The 20104-nt window shown below is 45.7% G+C and carries 16 protein-coding genes; 7 read left to right on the top strand and 9 right to left on the bottom strand.

Annotated features, from left to right (window positions below):
* Positions 1–59: 59 nt before the first annotated feature.
* The gene (locus RH89_RS27885) at positions 60–821 is read right to left on the bottom strand and encodes an energy-coupling factor ABC transporter ATP-binding protein (RefSeq protein WP_004409210.1); all 762 of its coding nucleotides are present in this window, start codon (positions 819–821) and stop codon (positions 60–62) included.
* 602 nt (positions 822–1423) lie between these two features.
* On the opposite strand from RH89_RS27885, the gene RH89_RS27880 reads away from it, so the two are divergent.
* Positions 1424–3913, top strand: a complete 2490-nt coding sequence (locus RH89_RS27880; protein ID WP_004409209.1) for a reprolysin-like metallopeptidase — start codon at positions 1424–1426, stop codon at positions 3911–3913.
* Between the two features lie 78 nt (positions 3914–3991).
* On the opposite strand, the gene RH89_RS27875 is transcribed toward RH89_RS27880, so the two are convergent.
* The 8 genes from RH89_RS27875 to iolD form a co-directional block, all read right to left on the bottom strand.
* Entirely contained in the window at positions 3992–4987 is a 996-nt protein-coding gene (locus tag RH89_RS27875; RefSeq protein WP_004409208.1) for an NAD(P)-dependent oxidoreductase, read from the bottom strand.
* Between the two features lie 373 nt (positions 4988–5360).
* The gene (locus RH89_RS27870) at positions 5361–6428 is read right to left on the bottom strand and encodes an MATE family efflux transporter (RefSeq protein ID WP_080564091.1); all 1068 of its coding nucleotides are present in this window, start codon (positions 6426–6428) and stop codon (positions 5361–5363) included.
* 484 nt (positions 6429–6912) lie between these two features.
* A complete protein-coding gene (locus tag RH89_RS27865) occupies positions 6913–8085 on the bottom strand; it encodes a Gfo/Idh/MocA family protein (RefSeq protein WP_004409206.1) in 1173 nt (390 codons plus the stop codon).
* Between the two features lie 10 nt (positions 8086–8095).
* Positions 8096–8926 (bottom strand): class II fructose-bisphosphate aldolase, encoded by an 831-nt coding sequence (locus RH89_RS27860; protein WP_004409205.1) that lies wholly within the window; start codon positions 8924–8926, stop codon positions 8096–8098.
* Between the two features lie 12 nt (positions 8927–8938).
* Complete coding sequence (locus RH89_RS27855) at positions 8939–9796, bottom strand: 5-deoxy-glucuronate isomerase (protein ID WP_004409201.1); 858 nt, start codon at positions 9794–9796, stop codon at positions 8939–8941.
* A complete protein-coding gene (iolC, locus tag RH89_RS27850) occupies positions 9789–10862 on the bottom strand; it encodes a 5-dehydro-2-deoxygluconokinase (protein ID WP_004409198.1) in 1074 nt (357 codons plus the stop codon). The genes RH89_RS27855 and iolC overlap by 8 nt, the downstream gene beginning before the upstream one ends.
* A complete protein-coding gene (locus tag RH89_RS27845) occupies positions 10855–12033 on the bottom strand; it encodes a Gfo/Idh/MocA family protein (protein ID WP_004409196.1) in 1179 nt (392 codons plus the stop codon). Before RH89_RS27845 ends, iolC begins: the two co-directional genes overlap by 8 nt.
* Positions 12034–12043: 10 nt before the next feature.
* Positions 12044–13900, bottom strand: a complete 1857-nt coding sequence (iolD, locus tag RH89_RS27840) for a 3D-(3,5/4)-trihydroxycyclohexane-1,2-dione acylhydrolase (decyclizing) (protein ID WP_004409194.1) — start codon at positions 13898–13900, stop codon at positions 12044–12046.
* A 251-nt stretch (positions 13901–14151) separates the two neighbouring features.
* Between iolD and RH89_RS27835 the strand changes: the two genes are divergently transcribed.
* The 6 genes from RH89_RS27835 to RH89_RS27810 form a co-directional block, all read left to right on the top strand.
* Positions 14152–15042, top strand: coding sequence for a TIM barrel protein (locus tag RH89_RS27835; protein ID WP_004409192.1), 891 nt, complete (start codon positions 14152–14154; stop codon positions 15040–15042).
* Between the two features lie 55 nt (positions 15043–15097).
* Complete coding sequence (locus RH89_RS27830; RefSeq protein ID WP_004409190.1) at positions 15098–16225, top strand: ABC transporter permease; 1128 nt, start codon at positions 15098–15100, stop codon at positions 16223–16225.
* Between the two features lie 20 nt (positions 16226–16245).
* Complete coding sequence (locus RH89_RS27825) at positions 16246–17049, top strand: ATP-binding cassette domain-containing protein (RefSeq protein WP_004409189.1); 804 nt, start codon at positions 16246–16248, stop codon at positions 17047–17049.
* 110 nt (positions 17050–17159) lie between these two features.
* Entirely contained in the window at positions 17160–18125 is a 966-nt protein-coding gene (locus RH89_RS27820; protein ID WP_004409187.1) for a sugar ABC transporter substrate-binding protein, read from the top strand.
* 242 nt (positions 18126–18367) lie between these two features.
* Positions 18368–19402, top strand: a complete 1035-nt coding sequence (locus RH89_RS27815; RefSeq protein WP_004409185.1) for a LacI family DNA-binding transcriptional regulator — start codon at positions 18368–18370, stop codon at positions 19400–19402.
* A gap of 372 nt (positions 19403–19774) precedes the next feature.
* Positions 19775–20104 (top strand): hypothetical protein (locus RH89_RS27810; protein WP_004409184.1); only part of this gene is annotated, 330 nt, incomplete at its 3' end.

The raw sequence follows: 20104 nt of genomic DNA, 5'->3' as shown, positions 1-20104 counted from the left end.
TAGTCGTTACAGCCAGAGCTGAGAGTTTGTATCCTGCCGACCAGCTATGCGCTCTGGTCTCAATGGGAGAGGTTAGAGATATCATCACTTTCCCCCAATCTTTCCATCTCAGCCAGGTATTTTGGCAATACAATTTCCGGTGTATCCAGTTCCGATAGCTTACCTGACTCTATCCAGAGGACCTGGTCGTAGTGCTCAATATCTGCCGGGTCGTGGCTAATATGTATCAAACTACCGGAAAACGAATCTAAGTATCTTTGTAGCTGTTTTTTGGTCGGAATATCTAAACCGGCAAAAGGCTCATCCAGGATAATTAGGTTTGGCTGCATCGCGACCACAGCCATAAGGCATACCAGGTGTTTCTGACCCTGAGAAAGGGCAGAGGTGTGAACATCCGCCCAATGAGTTTTACCAAATTCAGCCAGCACAGAGCGTGCATTGTCATCCGCTTCATTTTTGGACTGACCTAACTGGCGGAGACCAAAAGAAATCTCTTCAATGACTGTCGGGAAAATGATCTGGTGATCTGGGTTCTGGAACAATATGCCGATTTCAGTCAGTGCTCCCTCGCGATCTTTAAAAGGATCGATTTGAGCGACCCTTACCTCGCCGGAATTCGCTTCAATCAATCCAGATAAAACTCGGGACAAAGTAGACTTGCCTGAACCGTTGCGTCCAATTACCCCGAGACGCCTAACCCGAACGTCAAACGACAGGTTATCCAACACCGTTTTTCCCTGTATTTGTAAGCTCACGTTTTCCAGCCTTATCTCACTGATTTTAGGCAGTTTCTCTTGTTCAGGTGTGTGCAGCGTGCTCATGTAGTTCCAAATACAGTTGTAAAAACAGTCAAATTAAAGATGGTGACGGTAACCAGAAAGCGGTGGGATTCATATGAAGCCCTTGGCAAAAGAACATCTTCACCGCGAGCGAATACTAACAAGTTGGTTTAGTAGGGTAAACCACCAAAAAGCTGTGGTATTGGAATGTTTTGTATTTGTGTAGGGACTTGGCTGGAAAGTAATAAAACGACTAGGGGGTTCGCCAGAAAAACAAAAATATCCCCTTAAATCGAGGTGAAAGAATTTACATATGCGTATAATTTCACTTTATATTTATAAAATAAAGCGGAAATTATTAATCATATGAATAATCTCTCATTTTGAGCTCAACGTCATTTCAATTCATTGAAATGACACGAAAAAGAGAATCCATGCGGTTGGTGTTGTTAATCTTGTATGTCATTGATAATAGGCAACTTATGGTTTTCTCAATAGAGTGATTCTTCATGTCTTGGGAGTAACAGACATGCTGCTTTTTACTGTACGCAAACTTTCTATTGTGAAATTCAGCGAGCTGCATTTATCCAAATAACACTGTGTTTATATATGCTTGAAATAGCATATTACTCTTGGAGCCCTACATGAAAAAAAATATGAATCGATGGATTAATGTCTGTTTTGCTTTATCTGCTACAGCCCTCGGTGTGAGTCAGGCGATTGCTGCTAATGACGTCCACTCAGTAGTGTTAGAAAAAGAATACATAAATCAGCCATCAAGTGCCCAGTTCTGGCTAGAAACGGTGGAACACTCTTCGGCTTCCGAAGCTGACCGCCAACGTTATATCAAGCCAGCTAAATTCCGCTTAATTCAGTTAGAACTTGACCAACTTAAATATCACCTAAATCAGACCGTAACTGCTTCTACAGATTTGGTAAATGAAAGGGCAGCAAGCGTCGATCTTTCTATCCCGTTGCCGAATGGGGGTTACGAAACCTTTGTTGTTGCACCAAACCAAGTGCTGCCGGCTGAACTGGCTGCGCGCTACCCCGGGATTAAAACGTTTAGCGGAACAAGCGCGGAGACTAATAATACTCGAATCGTACTGGACTACACGTTGCAAGGGTTTCATGCGATGGTGACATCAGAGAAATACGGTACGTTCTATATCGACCCTTATGAATCAGGAAATACCAGAACATACATCAGCTATTTCAAAAAGGATTATCACAAAACCAAGGACTTGCGCCTTATCGAAGAAACACTGACTCACAGTGATTCTCAGCTTAACAATGCTCCTTCATTCCGATCTGGGCGCTCAGGTTTTGGAACTTCAGATATGTATCCGTTAAGAACATATCGTTTAGCAATAGCAACGACTTATGAATACTCTCGCTTTCATGGTGGGACAAAACAGAGCGTGATGTCAGCCGTTGCAACCACAATCAACCGAGTGAATGAGATCTATGAGCGTGATTTGGCCATACGCTTGCAATTGATCCCTACCACTGATCAGCTATTTTCCCTCGATGTAAACGATTACTACACAAATAATCGCTCAGATTTAATGCAAGGAGAAAGTCAGATCGTCATTGATAACGTGATTGGTCAGCAAGGTTACGATGTTGGTCATCTGTTCAGTGCAACGGGCGGTGGAAGCGCGCTTATCGGTTCTGTCTGTACCCGAGGCAAGGGAAGCGGTGTTTCAGGGCTAGGTATGCCAATGGGCGATGCCTTTGATATCGACATTGTCGCGCATGAGATTGGTCACCAATTTGGTGCCGAACATACCCACAACACAGGGTGTAATCGCGTCTCTTACAATGCGGTGGAGCCGGGAAGCGGGTCAACAATCATGGGTTATGCTGGCGTTTGCGGACCAAATGTTCAAGTGAACTCCGATGCCATGTTCCATAGCTACAGCATCGGGAATGTTCGTCATTTTATGGATCGCGGGTATGGCAGTGGATGCGGAACGTCTGAGATGTCATTAAACACACCTCCAGTCGTCCGTGCAGGACCAGACGTAACTATTCCAAAAGAAACGCCATTTGTTTTGACAGGGTCGGCAGCAGATACAGAAGACCAAGCAAGCTTAACCTACAGTTGGGAACAAATTGACCGGGGTGATTTAGTCGCACGTCCAACCGCGAATCAAGTGACAGGTCCCACATTCAGAGCAAAACTGCCAACCGTATCTCCAACTCGTTACCTGCCGAACCTAGACGCGATTATCAACAACCAGACGCCAACCTGGGAGGTACTTTCTTCCGTGGCACGCAGCTACAAATTTCGGTTAGTAGCTCGGGATAACAATACAGAATCACCTCAAGTTTCATGGGATGAGCGTGTGATTACAGTCGATGGAACTGCGGGTCCATTTTTGGTCAGCGAACCGAATACAAAAATAAACTGGCTTCCCGGTTCAACGCAGACGGTGCGTTGGCAAGTTGCAGGAACCCATTTACCACCAGTGAGTGTAAGTTTGGTAAACATCCTGCTTTCTCTGGATGGCGGCAAAACTTACCCACACACCCTAGCCAAAAACTCCCCTAACACAGGTAAAGCGGAGGTTGTTCTACCGAATTCGATAAGTAACACTGCCCGAATCAAAGTTGAAGCGGTTGATAACATCTTCTTTGATATTTCAAACGTAGATTTCTCAATCTCCGAAGGGATAGGTTTGAATCAGGCTCCGGAGTTCACCTCAGTCGCTCCGGTGAATGCGACCAGTGGTACGGCATATCACTATCAAGTTAGCGCTAAGGATGTGGACAGCCCTGAAATACGATTCAGAGCCAAAACCAAACCTGCATGGCTATCTTTTGATGCGAGCACATTGGTCCTCAGTGGTACACCAACAGATGCAGATATTGGTAGCCATCAGGTGGTACTGCAAGTATCAGACAGCCAGATTGTTACCAGCCAGACCTTCCAGATTACGGTTACAGGTAGCGCAACACAGACTTGTGGCACCGTTGAACCTTGGAGCGCCAGTCAGGTATATGTGACAGGTGATCAAGTTTCCTATGGAAACAAGACCTTTGAAGCGAGATGGTGGACAAAAGGGCAACAGCCTGACGCATCAAAAGTAGATGGCGACTGGAAACTGATTGACCCATGCCAGCCATAGTGAAATAACGTCTTATTGATATTTATAAGGTGTAATAAAATCAGGCGAGCCTAAGCTCGCCTGATTTTTTTATTGTTTCTAAGCAATGAGTTTTAATTGTTCTAACTTTATTTCATTGTCGAGCTTTCCTGTATATTTCCATAAAAGATACTCATCTATAATATAGTCAGCCATCCTTACTACTTCATCTCCCATCGAGCCCGCAATATGACTAGTTAAAAAAATATTATTTGTTGAGTAAAAGAAAGAATTAGCAGGAGGAACAAAAGGGACAGTAACATCCAACAGTGCACAAACATCTTTGCGTTTCAATAAGAAAGTCTCCAAGTCGAATTGATTAACTTGCTCCCCTCTACCAGTATTAATGAATGTGGAGCGATTTCTCATCATCTTTAATAAGTCATAATTGATAATTTCAACTGTTTCGGGTTTATTTGGCATATGATTACTTACCACATGAGAAAGTGAAAATGCTTCAGGTAAGCTAACTTTTCGGACTCCGAAAGCATCTGCGCTCTCATGACTTAGGTAAGGGTCATATACATGAATGGGAATGTTGCAAATTTTTAGTAACTTAGTTAATTCCTTGGCGATATTGCCAAATCCTAGCAATGATACTGATTCTTTAAAGACTCCAGGTCCAGTAGGTATGAAATTCTTGCCAAAGTTTTCTTTATCTTTATATTCTATAAGGTTTTGATAATATCCTTTAAAAGAAAGCAATATTTGTGCAAAAGTAAATTGTGCAACTGGAATGGCATTCGCTGATGCGGCACTTACTACCTTTTTGCCATTTTCTATAAAGTATGGTGCAAAGTCATTAACACTTCCTGCCGCATAAAAAAGAACTTTCAGGTTAGGCAGCTTGGCGACTTTCTTTGCTAGTTCAGTTGTTAAACCCCAAGTCCCAAAACCTACTTCAACCTCATTGAGTTCATTTAAATGTTCATCAAAATTATCCGAATTGATAACCTGTTTAATTAAGTTACATTCACTACTGAGATTTTCCATTCTCCCTAGGGAATAAATATAACTTATATTGTTAGTATCATTAGTAAAAAAAGCACCTTTCATTTTCCTAGCTCTCAATTAACTATTTATAAAGAAATTATATAGATCATTAAGTATTAACGGCTTGTAATTTTAATTTATAATTGATTTTAACCAAGACTTAGATCTTAGTCGTTTTATCGAAAACAGTAGCTTCGCTACTTCTTCTAATAACATACATGCATATATATATACAGCAGACCACTCTAACCAGTATGCAGCAATTATTGTAAGAGGTATGCCGAAGACCCACTGACAAATAATGTCTTGGTTCATACAGAATTTAGTATCTCCGGATGCTCGTAATACTCCTATTACCATAGCAATACCAGCTGATTTTATGAGTATTCCAATGAGTAATATATTATAAAAATCATCAAGATAAGATAACATTTCTTCATTCAAATTGGGTGAAATACTCAATATCCAAAGGTTTTATAAAAAATAATATTAGAGAAACAACTATCGCTAATAATATATTAATTATTACGAAGATCCATGCTTGATAATAGGCTTGTTGAAATTTCTTCTTACCAAGTATATTTCCCTGCATGATGGATGCGGCGGTGGCAACACCCATCATTATCGCCATACTATACGTCTCTACAGGCGTAATCATAGCCATTGCGGCTAGTGCATCAGTGCTTATATTTCCAATAATTGAATGATAGATAAATAATGAAGATGGCCACATGAGAGAATTAATGCTAAGAGGGATGCAAATTTTATAAAAAGTTTTTATTTTTTCTTTTTTTGCTTCTAATATATCTCTAATATTAAATGACAATATATGTCCTCTTCCATAGATAAAGATTATTGCAGCAATGCACTCAATTATGGCGCTTAGCACTGTGCCCCATGCAGCACCTTCCACTCCCAGTGCAGGAAAACCGAGATTACCAAATATAAGTATGTAGTTTAGTATAATATTAAGAATAATACCTAGTGCATTGAATCCCGTTGCAATACTAGCTTGTCCAATTGAACGTAGTCCTGCAGAAAAAATTCCACTAATAGAAATTGCTAACATACTAGTACATATTATTTTTAGATAATCGCTTCCTATTTTTATAACCTCATGGTTACTCGATGCAAACCCCATTATTTCTTTTGAAAAAAAGTAGTAATTTAACGCGACAATAAAAGAAAGAGGTAGACAAAATATTGCTGTCAGTGCTGTTGCTTGGCGAACTCCTGATTTATTGCTTGCTCCGCTGTACTGTGCGGTAAAAATGGCGCCACAACTACATATACTGAATAGAAAGAGATTACCTATCATTATTCCACGTAATGCAACCCCCATAGAGGCAACTTCTGTAGAGCCGATTTGGCTAAGCATAACAACATCAATAATGTTTCTAGAAGAAAGAAGCATTGAATATAGAGATATAGGTATGGCTAACGATATCAGTCGACTAAAAAATTTTTTTGTTGCAAATAATCCAAAATTACAAGATATTTTCATTTCTCAACCAGTTTAATAAAACTGAGTTGCATAATAAATAAAACGACGTTTTAAGTCAATGATTTGTAAATTGATAAAATGACGATTTTATAGGGTATTGAATGGTAAAATAAGGGTAGATAAATGATGCTTATATAGATAACTTAAAGGATGATAAATTTTATAAATTGTAAATATTAATTAATGTAGTGATTAGAAATTTGCAATATACTCAAGATACTCGGTTCAGCGAGAATTAACTGGCTTTCAGACAAGAAACCGATTTGAAGATCTAGTGGCTCTAAATCAAGAATCGGTAACGCAGTATGAAAGCCAGCTAAACTCGCCCTTGGGAGCCCATATTCTGTCCCATTTCATCGTCAAAGAACTTGGAAAGGACCAGTCATTCCGCTGCGTTTTTTTCCTTGAACTGAAACAGAATATGAGGCTCTGAATCCTGTATCTTGAGATCACTTGGGTATAAGCCTTAGACGTAGGACTATTTTTAGTGTTGAAGGTGATCTCTAACAGAAGTCCACTGGCTGTCAGAGTCCCGTGACTCCAGAGAAGAATAGACAAATGCCATGCCTTCTGCACCTTCTTCAACACTAGGGTAGGAAAGACAAAGAGGGTCGGGTGATTCGCCTTGCTCTAGAGCCACGATATGATGTGCCAAATCGAAATAGAGGTTGGCGAACGCTTCGCGATACCCTTCGGGGTGACCAATGGCGACGTGAGAAACTCGCTCCGCTTCAGGAAGTAACCCTTTACCGCCTTTTGTTAAGACGTAGGCAGGGGCATCAATGGGGCGAACCAGTAGCTCGTTGGGTTGCTCTTGATTCCACTCCAGCCCTCCTTTGGTACCATAAATGGTAAAGCTTAACCCGTGCACGCCACCAGCGGCTGCCTGAGTGACAAACAGTTGCCCGCGAGCCTGATTAGCGTAGCGAAGCTGAATGCCACAGTAATCATGGGCTTCCCGACCATCGACCAAAGCCGTCACATCCGCACTTAAAGCTTGTGGCACCATGCCGGATACGTAACTCAAGAGGTGATAACTATGAGTGGCAATATCCCCCAGAATCAGTGACGGACCAGCAAGTTCAGGCTTCATGTGCCAGTTTGTGCCGTCTTTTTCGCTGGGTGTCAGTTCCGCCAAATGTCCCTGAATGTATTGGCTCTGAAGCATTTTAATTTCGCCAAGTATGCCGTGTTCTATCATTGCTCTGGCTTGCCGAACCATAGGGTATCCAGTGTATCCGTATGCCACGCAATAACATTTTCCGGCTTCTTTGGCTTTGCTCACCAACGCATCGGCTTCCTCCGCGTTCATGGTTAATGGCTTTTCGCACATCACGTGAAAGCCATGCTCCAGAGCCTGAACGGATAAGTCATAGTGCGAATTGTTTGGCGTCATAATGGCAATCACATCGGCACCGTCTTCGCGCTTGTTTTCAGAAGAAAAGAGCGCTTCGGGCGAACCATAACCTCTTAGCCCCATAGACTCCGCCGCCTGTATAGAGCGTTCCGGATTGGAGGATACTACTCCCGCGACCACTTCAAACTCTTCATGCATGGTGGCGGCACTTCGGTGAATCGAACCGATAAAAGAATCGGGGCCGCCTCCGATCACTGCCAGCCTTAGTCTTCGTCCTAATTTTTGAATAGATACGCTCATCAGGTTTTCCTTAATCCGGGGCGAGAAGGGTTAATACGCGTTCCACTTCCTGTTGCAAAGCGGGCATAGCGGACAGAGCAAATCGATTGCGGTCAAAGTGCTTATCCTGTTCCATCAAATCACGAATGCGTTTACCCATAGCCATGCGTAGCGTGGTGCCGACATTGAACTTAGCAACACTGGTACGTTTCAGCTTCATTAAGTCGTCAGGGTGAATACCAGTTGTACCGTGAATCACCAAGGGAATCGGCATGTCTTGCTCAATTTCCTGTAACAATTCAAAGTGAATGGGGCAATCGGCTTCGGTTTTCCTGTGAACATTGCCGACCGAAACTGCGAGCACGTCTGCACCGCTCTCTTTAGCATAGCGCCAGGCTTCTTGCGGTGATGTGAGTTCTGAACGAATATGATCTCGTCCTTCCTCATAAGGAACCGATCCAAGTTCGCCTTCTAACGATACGCCCATAGAGCGGGCAACCCGACTCACCTGATACGTTCGCGACAGATTTTCTTCGAAAGGAAGCTGAGAACCGTCAAACATGACCGATGTAAATCCCGCTTTCATCGCTTTAAAGACCACTGCCTCCTCGTAGCAATGGTCCAAGTGAACCACCACTGGCACCGAGCTCTGCTCAGCTAAAGGGACAAGAATCCCTGCCATAACGTCCACGCCTGCAAGGTCGACCATGTCTTTATTAACGGCGAGAATCACAGGGCGTTCCACGGCTTCCGCACCTTTTACAATGGCGATGGCTTCTTCGATACCGAACACATTGCAACAGGCAACCGCGCCAGAACTTGCTGAGGCTTGTGGCAGTATCTCGTTGAGTGATACAAGCATGTGTTTTCTACCTTATTTGAATTTCGCGACCATATCTTTGATGCCGGGAATGGTGTGCACCTGATATTCGTGGTGAGGGTCGAAGTACTGGATCAGGGACTTGCTGCTTTCACCCACAATGATGGTGAAGTAATACATTTCGTATCCCGGAGCAGCAACGCTGGGGTGGTAGCCTTTGTCGATAGCGATCACGCTGCCTGTTTTCACGTGATAGACCGGACCCTGATCGTCTTCGTGCTCATACAGAAACTGGGCACCAAACCCCTGTCCGGGATTAAAGCGGAACTGATAGACTTCTTCATAACGCGTTTCTGTTGGCGGTCGTTCTTCATCGTGTTTGTGAGACGGGAACCCAGACCAGCCACCTGCACCGACGGTGAACAGCTCGCTAACCAGCAAGCGACCGCGTTGATCCGCGTTTTTCTGCCCCAGAATGTGTTTGATCTTGCGGTGAGTTTTGGTGTCATCGCTGCCGTACTGTACTTTGTCGACCTCATTTGGGGTGACGGCAAAAGGCTGAAGTTTGGGTCTGTCTTTATCATCGTATCGGCCACCAGCGATAAGCACATCGGCGGTATTAGAAATACAGGTGATGACGGCTTCGAATCCAACAGGCACATAGACGCCAGAAGGATCGCCATCCCAGACCGATTCGCGCTGCCCAATCGCAGGGAAGCTCTCTCCATTTACTGTGATATCACAGGTTCCGCCAGCCAGAACCACAACACTCTCGTAGTTTTCTAAACGATAAGTGTGGCTCTCTCCCTGTTTAAGAGAAACGGGATTGAAATAACACAGTGGAGTAGTGTCGTCGTTGACGTCGATGACTGGCTGATTCTGATTATCGAATGGTGGAATATGCTTACCCATGACACGACTCCTTGTGAGATAAGAGGGAAAACTGAGGTGAAAAGTCATAACGATGCGCTTTCATAAATGCCAGCAGTTCAGGCAGTTCTGCCATCGCTTCGGAGCAGGTGTTGCCCATCACGTTTATGGCGGCGTTCGCGGCACCTAACGCTATGCTGTCTTCAAGTGGCTGCCCACGTAGCAAACCAAATAGCAGTGCTCCGGCAAACGCGTCTCCGGCTCCATAAGGTTTTTTGGCTTCTACCTGAAAAATGCCCTGAGAGAACGAAGTGAGTGACTGATTCGCGTCCAGCCCAAATACTTTGCAGCCATGTTCGCCTGCTTTAGCCACAATCATCTCTGGCTTTTTTGCAAGTAACTGGTTTGCGATGCCTGCCATAGCGTCGCTGTCTTTTGAATGAAGATCGGATGCCATCATCACCTGAAATTCTTCTTCATTCCCGATGATGACATCGCTCAGATCCGCGGCTTTCTGATAGCAACTCGCTGCTTCTTCCGCGCTTTGCCAGCTATACGCTCGATAATCCAGATCCAGTACCACTTTGCAGTGTTCAGCCGCGGCTTTTTTCATTGCCAGATAAGAGGATTCTCTTGATGGCGACTGAGACAATGCTGTACCAGACACCACAAGTGCACGAATCTGACTAAAATCAATCGCAGAGATGTGTGATTCATTCAGTGCCAGATCGGCGGCAAGGTTCCGATAGATCACAACTTCAGGCTTAGGATCGTATTCTGCCAATGCAAGACTGGTTCGATGTTCGCCACCTACAGTGAACAGGAAATCGGTGTTGATTCCTTGCTTCTCCATTGCCTTACGAACAAATTCACCGACGCCATCTTTCGAGACGCAACTTAAAATTGCAGCGTTGGCACCCAGCTTCGAAACGGCAAATGCGATATTGGCGGGCGAGCCACCAACAGCCTTGTGATAAGTGGAAGTGGTCGCCAGCGTTGCACCAAAATCACTGGCGTACAGATCCATGCCCGCCCGCCCCAGGCATATTGCCTCGATAGGACGGTTGTGGCTGGCAGACCAGTCATGCAATACCAGTTCGCTACTCATTGCAGTTCACCCACATTGCACCGTTATCGGCGGATTTAACGCACGACTCGACAAACTTAACGCCGCTGATCCCGGCGTTTATGTCTGGATACCAGTGGTTATCAAGAAACGCCTTATCGTTACGTTCAAACGCATCGATGGCTAATGCAAATCTGTGATACAGGTTTGCCCAGGATTCAAAGAACCCTTCACCATGACCGCCACCGATTCGGGAACTGTTGACGCCTGCCACATCGTTGTAGAGGTAAGGCATACCGCGTTCCAGCACCTGAGCTGGTTCGCCCTGAACCTCATAACGTAGCTGGTTAGGGTATTCATCCCACCACTCAATGCTGGCCTTTTCTCCAACTACCCGAATTTTTTGCTGGTGCATGGAGCCGGAGTTGATGGCGCTCGCCCACATGGTGCCCACTGCGCCGTTATTGAAGTTCATGATCACGTGTGCGTTGTCTTCAAGTGGCGCGCGAGACTCAATAAAAGACTGTTTGCTGCACAGTAAAGACGTGACTTCCAGCCCTGTGATTAATTCTGCGAGGTAAAAGGCGTGTGTACCGCAGTCCCCAATGATAAAGCTGGGACCAGAGACTTCAGGGTTCATGCGCCATTTTGCTCCGGGGGAATGCTTCTCTACTTCAACATTGTGATAACCGTGAGCAAACTGCATTTGGATGACTCGCACACTGCCTATGTCGCCGCGCTGAACCATTTCACGTGCCTGTTGCACCATCACATGCCCTGTGTAGCCGTACATCACGGCAAGCATGAGATTGTTTTCACTGGCGATATTTTTGAGTTCAAGTGCCTCATTTGACTGGAAAGTTACGGGTTTTTCACAAATTACATGCAGACCCGCTTCCAACGCAGCTTTGGCAATTTCGTAGTGCGTGGCATTTGGGGTGGCAATCGACACCGCCTGAATACCATCTTCACGTCTGGCTTCCTGCTCGAACATCACTTTGTAATTCGCGTAGCAGCGACTCTCTTCCAGACCAAGGTTGGTGCCGAAATCAATGCAACGCTGGTGGTCGATGTCCAACGAACCGGCAACAAAATGAAATAGCCTGTCACGCGCAGCCGCAGCTCGGTGTGAATAGCCGATTTCGCTGCCACGACCACCTCCTATCAGTCCCCAGCGAATTGGGGACGTTAATCGTGTTTCTTCATTAAACATTCACTGGCTCCTATACCCCACGGCGTTGATGACGGCGACCTTCATCCCAGGTCGCTTTGGCTTTAACTACTTCCTGACGGTCGGTTACTTCTGGTAAGCCAACTTCCCACCACGCATCCACCGATGACCAGACTGTCGGGTCAATATCAACGACCAACACATAGGTACGATCCGCTTCTTTTGCTCGGTTAAAGGCGTCTTCAAATTCCGACAGGGAGCCGACTTTTTCAGACAAAGCACCAAGCCCTTGTGCGTGTTTCACAAAGTCCACTCTTGGCAGCTCTGCGTCTTCGCGTACCGTGGTGCAGTCTTTAAGCAGGTTATTGAAACTCTCGTTACCTGTGTTGTTTTGCAGTTTGTTGATAACGGCAAAGCCAGCGTTGTCGCAAACCACCACTATCATCTTGTGACCAGTGAGCACGGAGCTATAAATGTCGGAGTTAAGCATCAGGTAAGAACCGTCACCGACCAGCACAATGGCATCATGATCAGGGCGAGCCATTTTGGCTCCCCAGCCGGCAGCCACTTCGTAGCCCATACAAGAGAAACCAAATTCAATGTCGAGTTGCCCCGGCTTACTGGCGAGCCAGTTCATATTCAGCTCTGCTGGAAGCCCACCCGCGGCAGTAATGATTCTGTCATCGGGGGAAGCGAGCTGGTTTACCTGACCTACGACTTGTGCGTAAGACGGCGCGGCAGTGTCAGTTGGCTCGGTGCGACTTGCGACAATATCCAGCCATTTCTGACGTTCCTGTCTTGTATAGATTGACCAGGTTTTGTCGATCTTCCAATTGGTCAACATGGGATATAGCTGGTCAATCGCTGCTTTGGCATCTGCCTGAACCGGGCACGACCAATGCTTGATGGCATCAAAACGACATGTATTAATGCTCACGAGTTTCATGTCTTCACGACGGAAAACCGTCCAAGAACCTGTAGTGAAATCCTGTAGTCGTGTACCGATAGCAATCACTAAATCGGCGCGCTCAGCGATATTGTTGGCGCTGTCTGAGCCTGTAGCACCGATGGGACCACAGTTAAGCGGGTGGTTCGCAGGTAACAGAGTTCTGCCCGCAATAGTTTCTAGCACCGGAATGTCGTATTTTTCAGCGAAGCTTTGCAACTCAGCTTGAGCACCGCTGTAAAACACGCCACCACCTGCCACGATCACTGGTTGCTTACTTTGCTTGATCAGGTTGGATGCGGCTTCTAGATCTTCAAATTCTGGCTGCGGTCTTCGAATTCGATGGACTTTCTTTTCGAAAAAGATTTCTGGGAAATCCCAGGCATCACCCTGAACATCTTGCGGTAACGCCAGAAAAACAGGACCACAATCACCAGGGTCTAACAAAGTAGCGAGAGCTTGGGGCAAAGATGCCACTAGTTGCGCAGGGCTGGTAATGCGATCCCAGTAACGCGTTACGGTTTTGAAAGCATCGTTTACCGTTAGCGTCGGGTTACTGAAATGTTCCGTCTGCTGTAAAACCGGATCAGGAAGGCGAGAGTTAAAAGTGTCTCCTGAAAGAAGAAGCAAAGGCAGTCGGTTGGTATGTGCGACGCCCGCGGCAGTCACCATGTTGGTTGCCCCCGGACCGACAGAAGAGGTCGCAATTCCTATGCGTTTGCGTTGATTCGCTCGGGCGTATGCAATAGCAGCCATAGCCATCGACTGTTCGTTCTGCCCGCGCCAGGTTGGAAATACATCCTGATTTTCTAGCAATTGCTGACCAAGGCAGGTTACGTTGCCGTGCCCGAAAATGGCAAAGGCGCAGCCAAATAAAGACTCTTCCTTTCCATCAATCTCTATGTATTGCGCTGCTAAGTACTTTACCAGTGCTTGTGCTGTTGTGAGCCTAACCGTTGTCATCTTTACGCTCCTTGTCTACTCACGATTTGTATTGATCAAATAATAGCCATACTCTGAAAATGTTTTCAATATGTTTATTGCTTGTTAATTAAAAAATGAGCTTTATTTATATCAATATGAGATCTATGAGCACAAAATTGGTTAATAAATGGACTTTTTAAGTTGACACATTGAAAACATTTCCATTATTGTTTGTTTATTGTTAATTAAATGTGAATTTTGTTTGTGCTTTTTCACACGGAGAAACGACAGTGGAACTAAAGCTTGCAAATGCCCCATGCTCTTGGGGAATAGAATTTCCGGATAACCCAGACAACCCAACGTGGGAGAGAGTGCTGAATGAAATCAGCCTGTCTGGTTACAAAGCGACGGAATTGGGACCTTTGGGATACCTTCCTCAGGATCAACAGATATTGGAGAAAGAGCTGTCACAAAGGGAGCTGGACTTGATTGCTGGTACGTTATTTGTGCATCTGCATCGTCAGGACAATCGCGAAGCCATTTACTCTCAAACCCGAAAAGTCTGCCAGATACTGCAACAGCAAAACGCAAAATATCTGGTGGTTATAGATCATGTATCTTCGCCCAGAACCGATCAGGCAGGGCAGGTAGACACAGCCACGCGCCTCTCTCCTGAAAGCTGGTCCTTCATGATGGACACGCTGAAAGAAGTCGGACGTATTTGTGCTGACTACGGCATTACGCCAACTCTTCATCCCCATGCCGGGACTTACATTGAGTATCGCGATGAGCTTGATCGCGCCATGAACGATTTGCCACCAGAGTTAATGTCTCTGTGTGTGGATACCGGTCACTGCATCTACGCTGGCATGGACCCTTGTGAGGTACTTTCCACCTATCGAGACCGCGTGAAGTATCTACACTTTAAAGACATTAATGCCGCCGTTCATAAAGAGTCGGTAGCAAATGGTGTCGACTTTTATTCAGCCATTGGTAACAACATATTCTGTCCGCTTGGCGAAGGGTGTGTCGATTTTGACGCCGTTAAACACACATTGATTGAAATTGATTTCAAAGGGTGGGTGACGGTAGAGCAGGACACCGACCCTAAAGCCAAGAGCGACGCCAAAACGGATGCGGAAAGAAGCCGAACGTTTATAGAACAAACCATCTTAGCCTGAGCTGCGATGACAAAGCAGTTCGAGGATAGCGCGAATTAAGATTTGGAGAAATTGTATGACAGGGAAAGTAGAAGCGGAGGCAGTACCCATGACTTCGAAAGGTGATGAAAGGGTTCGCAAGGTTTCAACCTTGAACCGATTGCTGTCACGACCTGAGCTGGGGGCAGTATCAGGCACGATATTGGTCTTCCTATTTTTTGCAATCGTCGCCTGGGATTCAGGCATGTTCAACGCCGACGGCATAATGAACTGGACAACGGTTTCGGCGCAGCTCGGCATTATTGCTGTCGGAGCCTGCCTGTTGATGATCGCCGGTGAGTTCGATTTGTCTATCGGTTCCATGATTGGTTTTGCGGGCATGATGATTGCGATCCCTTCCGTGTATTGGGGGTGGCCAGTCTGGCTAGCCATCATCTTTGCGTTTGTGGGTGCAATGGCGATTGGTTTTGTTAACGGGTATATCGTGGTGAAAACCGGGTTGCCGTCCTTTATTGTGTCACTGGCTTTCTTGTTCATTCTGCGCGGTCTAACCATTGCACTTTCAATTATGTTGACCAATAAAACCATTCTTTCTGGTGTGTCTGAAGTGGCGGAAGGAGACATTCTGGCCGCGGCATTTGGCGGGCAGATAGGAACGGGTTTCTTCCAATGGCTCGCCAATATAGGGATGATTGAAACTTACTCCGATGGCTCTCCTATCGTGTCGGGCATTCCTATGGTGGTTGTCTGGTGGTTCCTTATTACTGCAGTTTGTTCATTCGTCCTTTTGAGAACCCGATTTGGTAACTGGATTTTTGCCGCAGGCGGCGATGCCAATGCAGCCAAAAACGTGGGTGTACCTACCGAGAAAGTCAAAATTTCCCTTTTCATGTTTACCGCATTTTGCGCCACGGTATTTGCGGCGTGTCAGGTGCTTGAATTTGGTTCGGCTGCTGCAGACCGAGGGCTGTTGAAAGAGTTTGAAGCCATCATTGCTGCCGTTATCGGAGGAGCACTGCTTACCGGAGGATACGGTTCGGTTATCGGCGCATTCTTCGGTGCTCTGATATTTGGTGTGGTGCAGATGGGCATTTTCTTTACCGGAGTGGATTCAGACTGGTTCCGGGTATTCCTAGGGGTGATGCTGCTTATTGCCGTTCTGTTCAATAACTTCATTCGCAAGAAAGTGACCAACGCACGCTAAGACGTTTCAAGGAGTGAAATATGGATAAGTACATTCTCGAACTAAAAAACGTCAGCCGCTATTTCGGATCGGTGATTGCGTTAAAAGACATTGATATGAAAGTCAAAATGGGTGAAGTGCATTGTCTGCTTGGTGATAACGGAGCAGGTAAGTCCACGCTTATTAAAACTCTGGCAGGCGTGCATAAACCTTCCGAAGGTCAGTTTTTAATGAACGGCAGCCCGGTGAAATTTGAATCACCAAGAGATGCGCTGGATGCCGGGATTGCAACGGTTTATCAGGATCTAGCTTTAGTTCCATTGATGAGCGTAACGCGCAACTTCTTTATGGGACGAGAGCTGACCAAGAAAATAGGACCTTTTGAAGTCTTCGACACAAAACGCGCGAATGAAATCGCTCGCGATGGACTGGCTGATATGGGGATCGACGTGCGAGATCCGGAACACCCAATCGGCACCATGTCAGGGGGTGAAAGACAATGTCTGGCAATAGCCAGAGCCATCCACTTTGGCGCAAAAGTGCTGATTCTGGATGAGCCCACTGCGGCGCTCGGGGTGAAACAGTCGGCCAATGTTCTAAAAGTGGTTGCGAGAGCCAGAGGGAAAGGGCTGGCGGTGATTTTGATTACCCATAACGTCCACCACGCTTACCCCGTTGCAGACCGATTTACTTTATTGAACCGTGGGCGCAGCTTGGGCTCATGGAAAAAAGATGACATCTCCCGTGAGGAGATATTGGAAATGATGTCAGGTGGAGAGGAATTAGAAACCCTTGAAGCAGAACTGGCAGAGTTTGCCAGAGCAGATGCCGCAGCATCGGCTTGATAACCGAGATCAGCAAATCTCGAACTATTAAAGCTCTGTCATTCAAACGAAAACAGAGGTGAAGGAATTGGATGACTTTCACCTCATTCACAACACATGGAGATATCCGGATGAACAACCTACTGAGCAATATCGCGAAAAAGGCATCTGTATTGGCATTAGCACTTTGCAGTACTGCAATTGCATTTTTGCCTTCAACGGCTTCAGCGGAAGAACGTTTCGTGCTGGTGAGCCACGCACCTGATGCTGATTCGTGGTGGAACACAATCAAAACCGCGATCAAAGAAGCGGGTCAGAACATGGACGTATCGGTTGAATATCGTAACCCGCCTACTGGTGATTTAGCCGATATGGCTCGCATCATCGAGCAGGCTGTTGCGTCTAATCCGCAGGGCATCATTACCACCTTAGCCGATTATGATGTGCTTAAAGGTCCGCTTGAAAAAGCGAAGAAAAAAGGCATCCCTGTTGTCACCATCAACTCTGGTACCAAAGAGCAGAGTGAAAAAGTCGGGGCATTGCTGCACGTTGGTCAACCGGAATACGACGCTGGTTTTGGGGCGGGTAAACGCGCTAAGGCAGACGGCATCAAAAACTTCCTTTGTGTGAACCACTACATCACGAACCCAGCGTCTGTAGAGCGTTGTCAGGGTTTCGCTGATGCGCTAGGTGTCGATCTGGGCGGTCAGATGATTGATTCAGGGCAGGATCCAACAGGCATCGAGAAAAAAGTGCTGGCTTTCCTACGTAAAAATCCAAACACAGAAGCGATTCTTACTCTGGGACCAACATCGGCACACCCAACACTTCGTGCATTGGAGAAAAACCGTCAGCTAGGCAAAATCTACTTCGGTTCATTCGATCTAAGTAACGAAATCGCTCAGGGTATTAAAGATGGCAACATCAAGTGGGCGATTGACCAGCAGCCATACCTGCAAGGTTACCTGCCAGTTATGGTGTTGACGCTATTCAACCGTTACGGCGTTATGCCATCAAACCACATTAACTCTGGTCCTGGTTTTGTCACGCTGGACAACCTGGCACTGGTAGAAAAACTGGCTGGTGAATATCGTTAATCAAAGTCGATGCCTATAGCGGGCAAAGCCTTAAGTTTAGGCTCACAGGTTGCGTTAGCCGGTAGGGGCGAACGACGTAACGAATGTTGGTTGTGGTAGGGAGCAACCAACATTCACCATGACACCAGCTTTGTGAGCCGTTTTAAATAAACCAGCAAAGAAATAGCGTGATTAAGATTTTGAAAACATTTTCAGTTAGACTGCGCTATCAGGGACGAAAGATGTAAATAACGGGAAAGCGAATGGATACAAACGACAATACGAAGAAATCAGAGCTCAAAGCACGCAAGGTGACCGTTGTTGACGTCGCAGAGCGGGCAGGGGTTTCGTTGTCTGCTGTGTCGCGTGCTTTTAACCCAGAGGCTAGTATCTCTTCCAAGCTACGAGACAAGGTCTTAGCGGCTGCAAGCGAACTGAATTACAAACCAAACCGTCTGGCTCGTGGTATTAAATCCCGTTCAAGCCTTATCGGTATCTTGGTAACCGATTTTGATAACCCTTTCTACCTTCCTGTTCTTTCCAAATTTACCGAAGAAATTCAAAAGCGTAATTGCCATAGCTTACTCATCAAAGTCACCGATGAACTGGACATTGAAGAAGCGGTTGAACTGGTAATGGAATACAACGTAGATGGCTTAATCATTACCTCTGCATCTCTTCCTGAAGCCTTGTCTGACGCCTGTAAAGCGCAGAACACACCTGTAGTGATATTTGGTCGAAACTCCGATGAAAACAGCGTTACTGTTGTCAGTTGTGACAACTTAGCAGCGGGTGAATTAGCCGCAGACATCATTCTGGATGCTGGTTATGAAAGACCCGCATTTGTTACTGGTCCTGTTGGCACATCTGCCACCGTCGAACGTCAACGCGGCTTTTTAAGTAATCTGATAAAGCGCGGATGTGACAAATGGCAAATCGTTGAAGGTGGGGAGTTCAGTTACGATGCCGGTTACGACGCCACTCTTCGCATTTTCAACTCAACTGAAAAGCCAGACTCTCTGTTTTTTGCAGACGATATTATGGCCTGTGGCGGTATGGATGCTGTTCGCTACGAGTTCGGCTTAAGAGTGCCTGAAGACATAGGCATTGTCGGCGTTGATGATATTCGGCTGGCAAAAAGCAGAGCCTATGATCTTTCAACCATTCGCCAGCCTTACGAAGAGATGATCAGCGCGACGATAGATACATTATTCGAACATATCGCGGATTCAAATCTCGCTCCTCAATCCATCACCCTACGCTGTGAGCCGATTATCCGTGGCTCGACTAAAAGATAGATCTTCGTGATGTTTTAACTTTTTCAGTTGGTGTACGTACTTCTCATTTAGTTGAATTTTCCCAAAGCTCAGAGTGGATATTCTTCGTGTTACTAAGTGTTTGTTTATTTTAATAACTGTCAAACTTATAAGTAGAGAATTCATAAAAACCTATACTTATTAACTAGTTAAACTATAAATCAACTTGTTAAATAACCTTACAAAACATGCAATTACTCACATAAATCTCTTGATAATGATTCTTATTGCATATTGAATTTCAGAGCATATCTACATATTGAGTGCTAGATACTTCTTCTGTCATTACACCTCTAGGCATAATTTATATTCAACGCGTTGAATTATAAATACATTTGTCAATTCGAGGAAAAAATGAAAAGGACTCATATTCTTAAGCTGAGCGCGATTGCGTCGGCTTTGTTAAGTTGCGTTGCTACAGCTACACCAATGGATCCAAACGATGACAACGCATACCGTCATTTCCCTGCAAGCGTTTCAGCTGAAATCGAGAGTAAGTACTACCTTTATAAAGACTCTCACGCTGACGACCTTATCTGGTATGTGCCTAAATCGGGTTACGTTTCCTACCGCGGAAGAGGAAACAATACTCGTCCAAACTTCAATGCTAGCAGCTACGTGCCGCGATTCGGTACTTGGGCTGCACTACGCCCAGGTGAAGCGCAAATTCGAATGGGTGGTGCT

Source organism: Vibrio nigripulchritudo ATCC 27043, from assembly GCF_000222685.1.
GTDB lineage: Bacteria > Pseudomonadota > Gammaproteobacteria > Enterobacterales > Vibrionaceae > Vibrio > Vibrio nigripulchritudo.
Note: the sequence above shows the minus strand (reverse complement) of the source record. Positions and strands in the feature narration are given on the sequence as shown.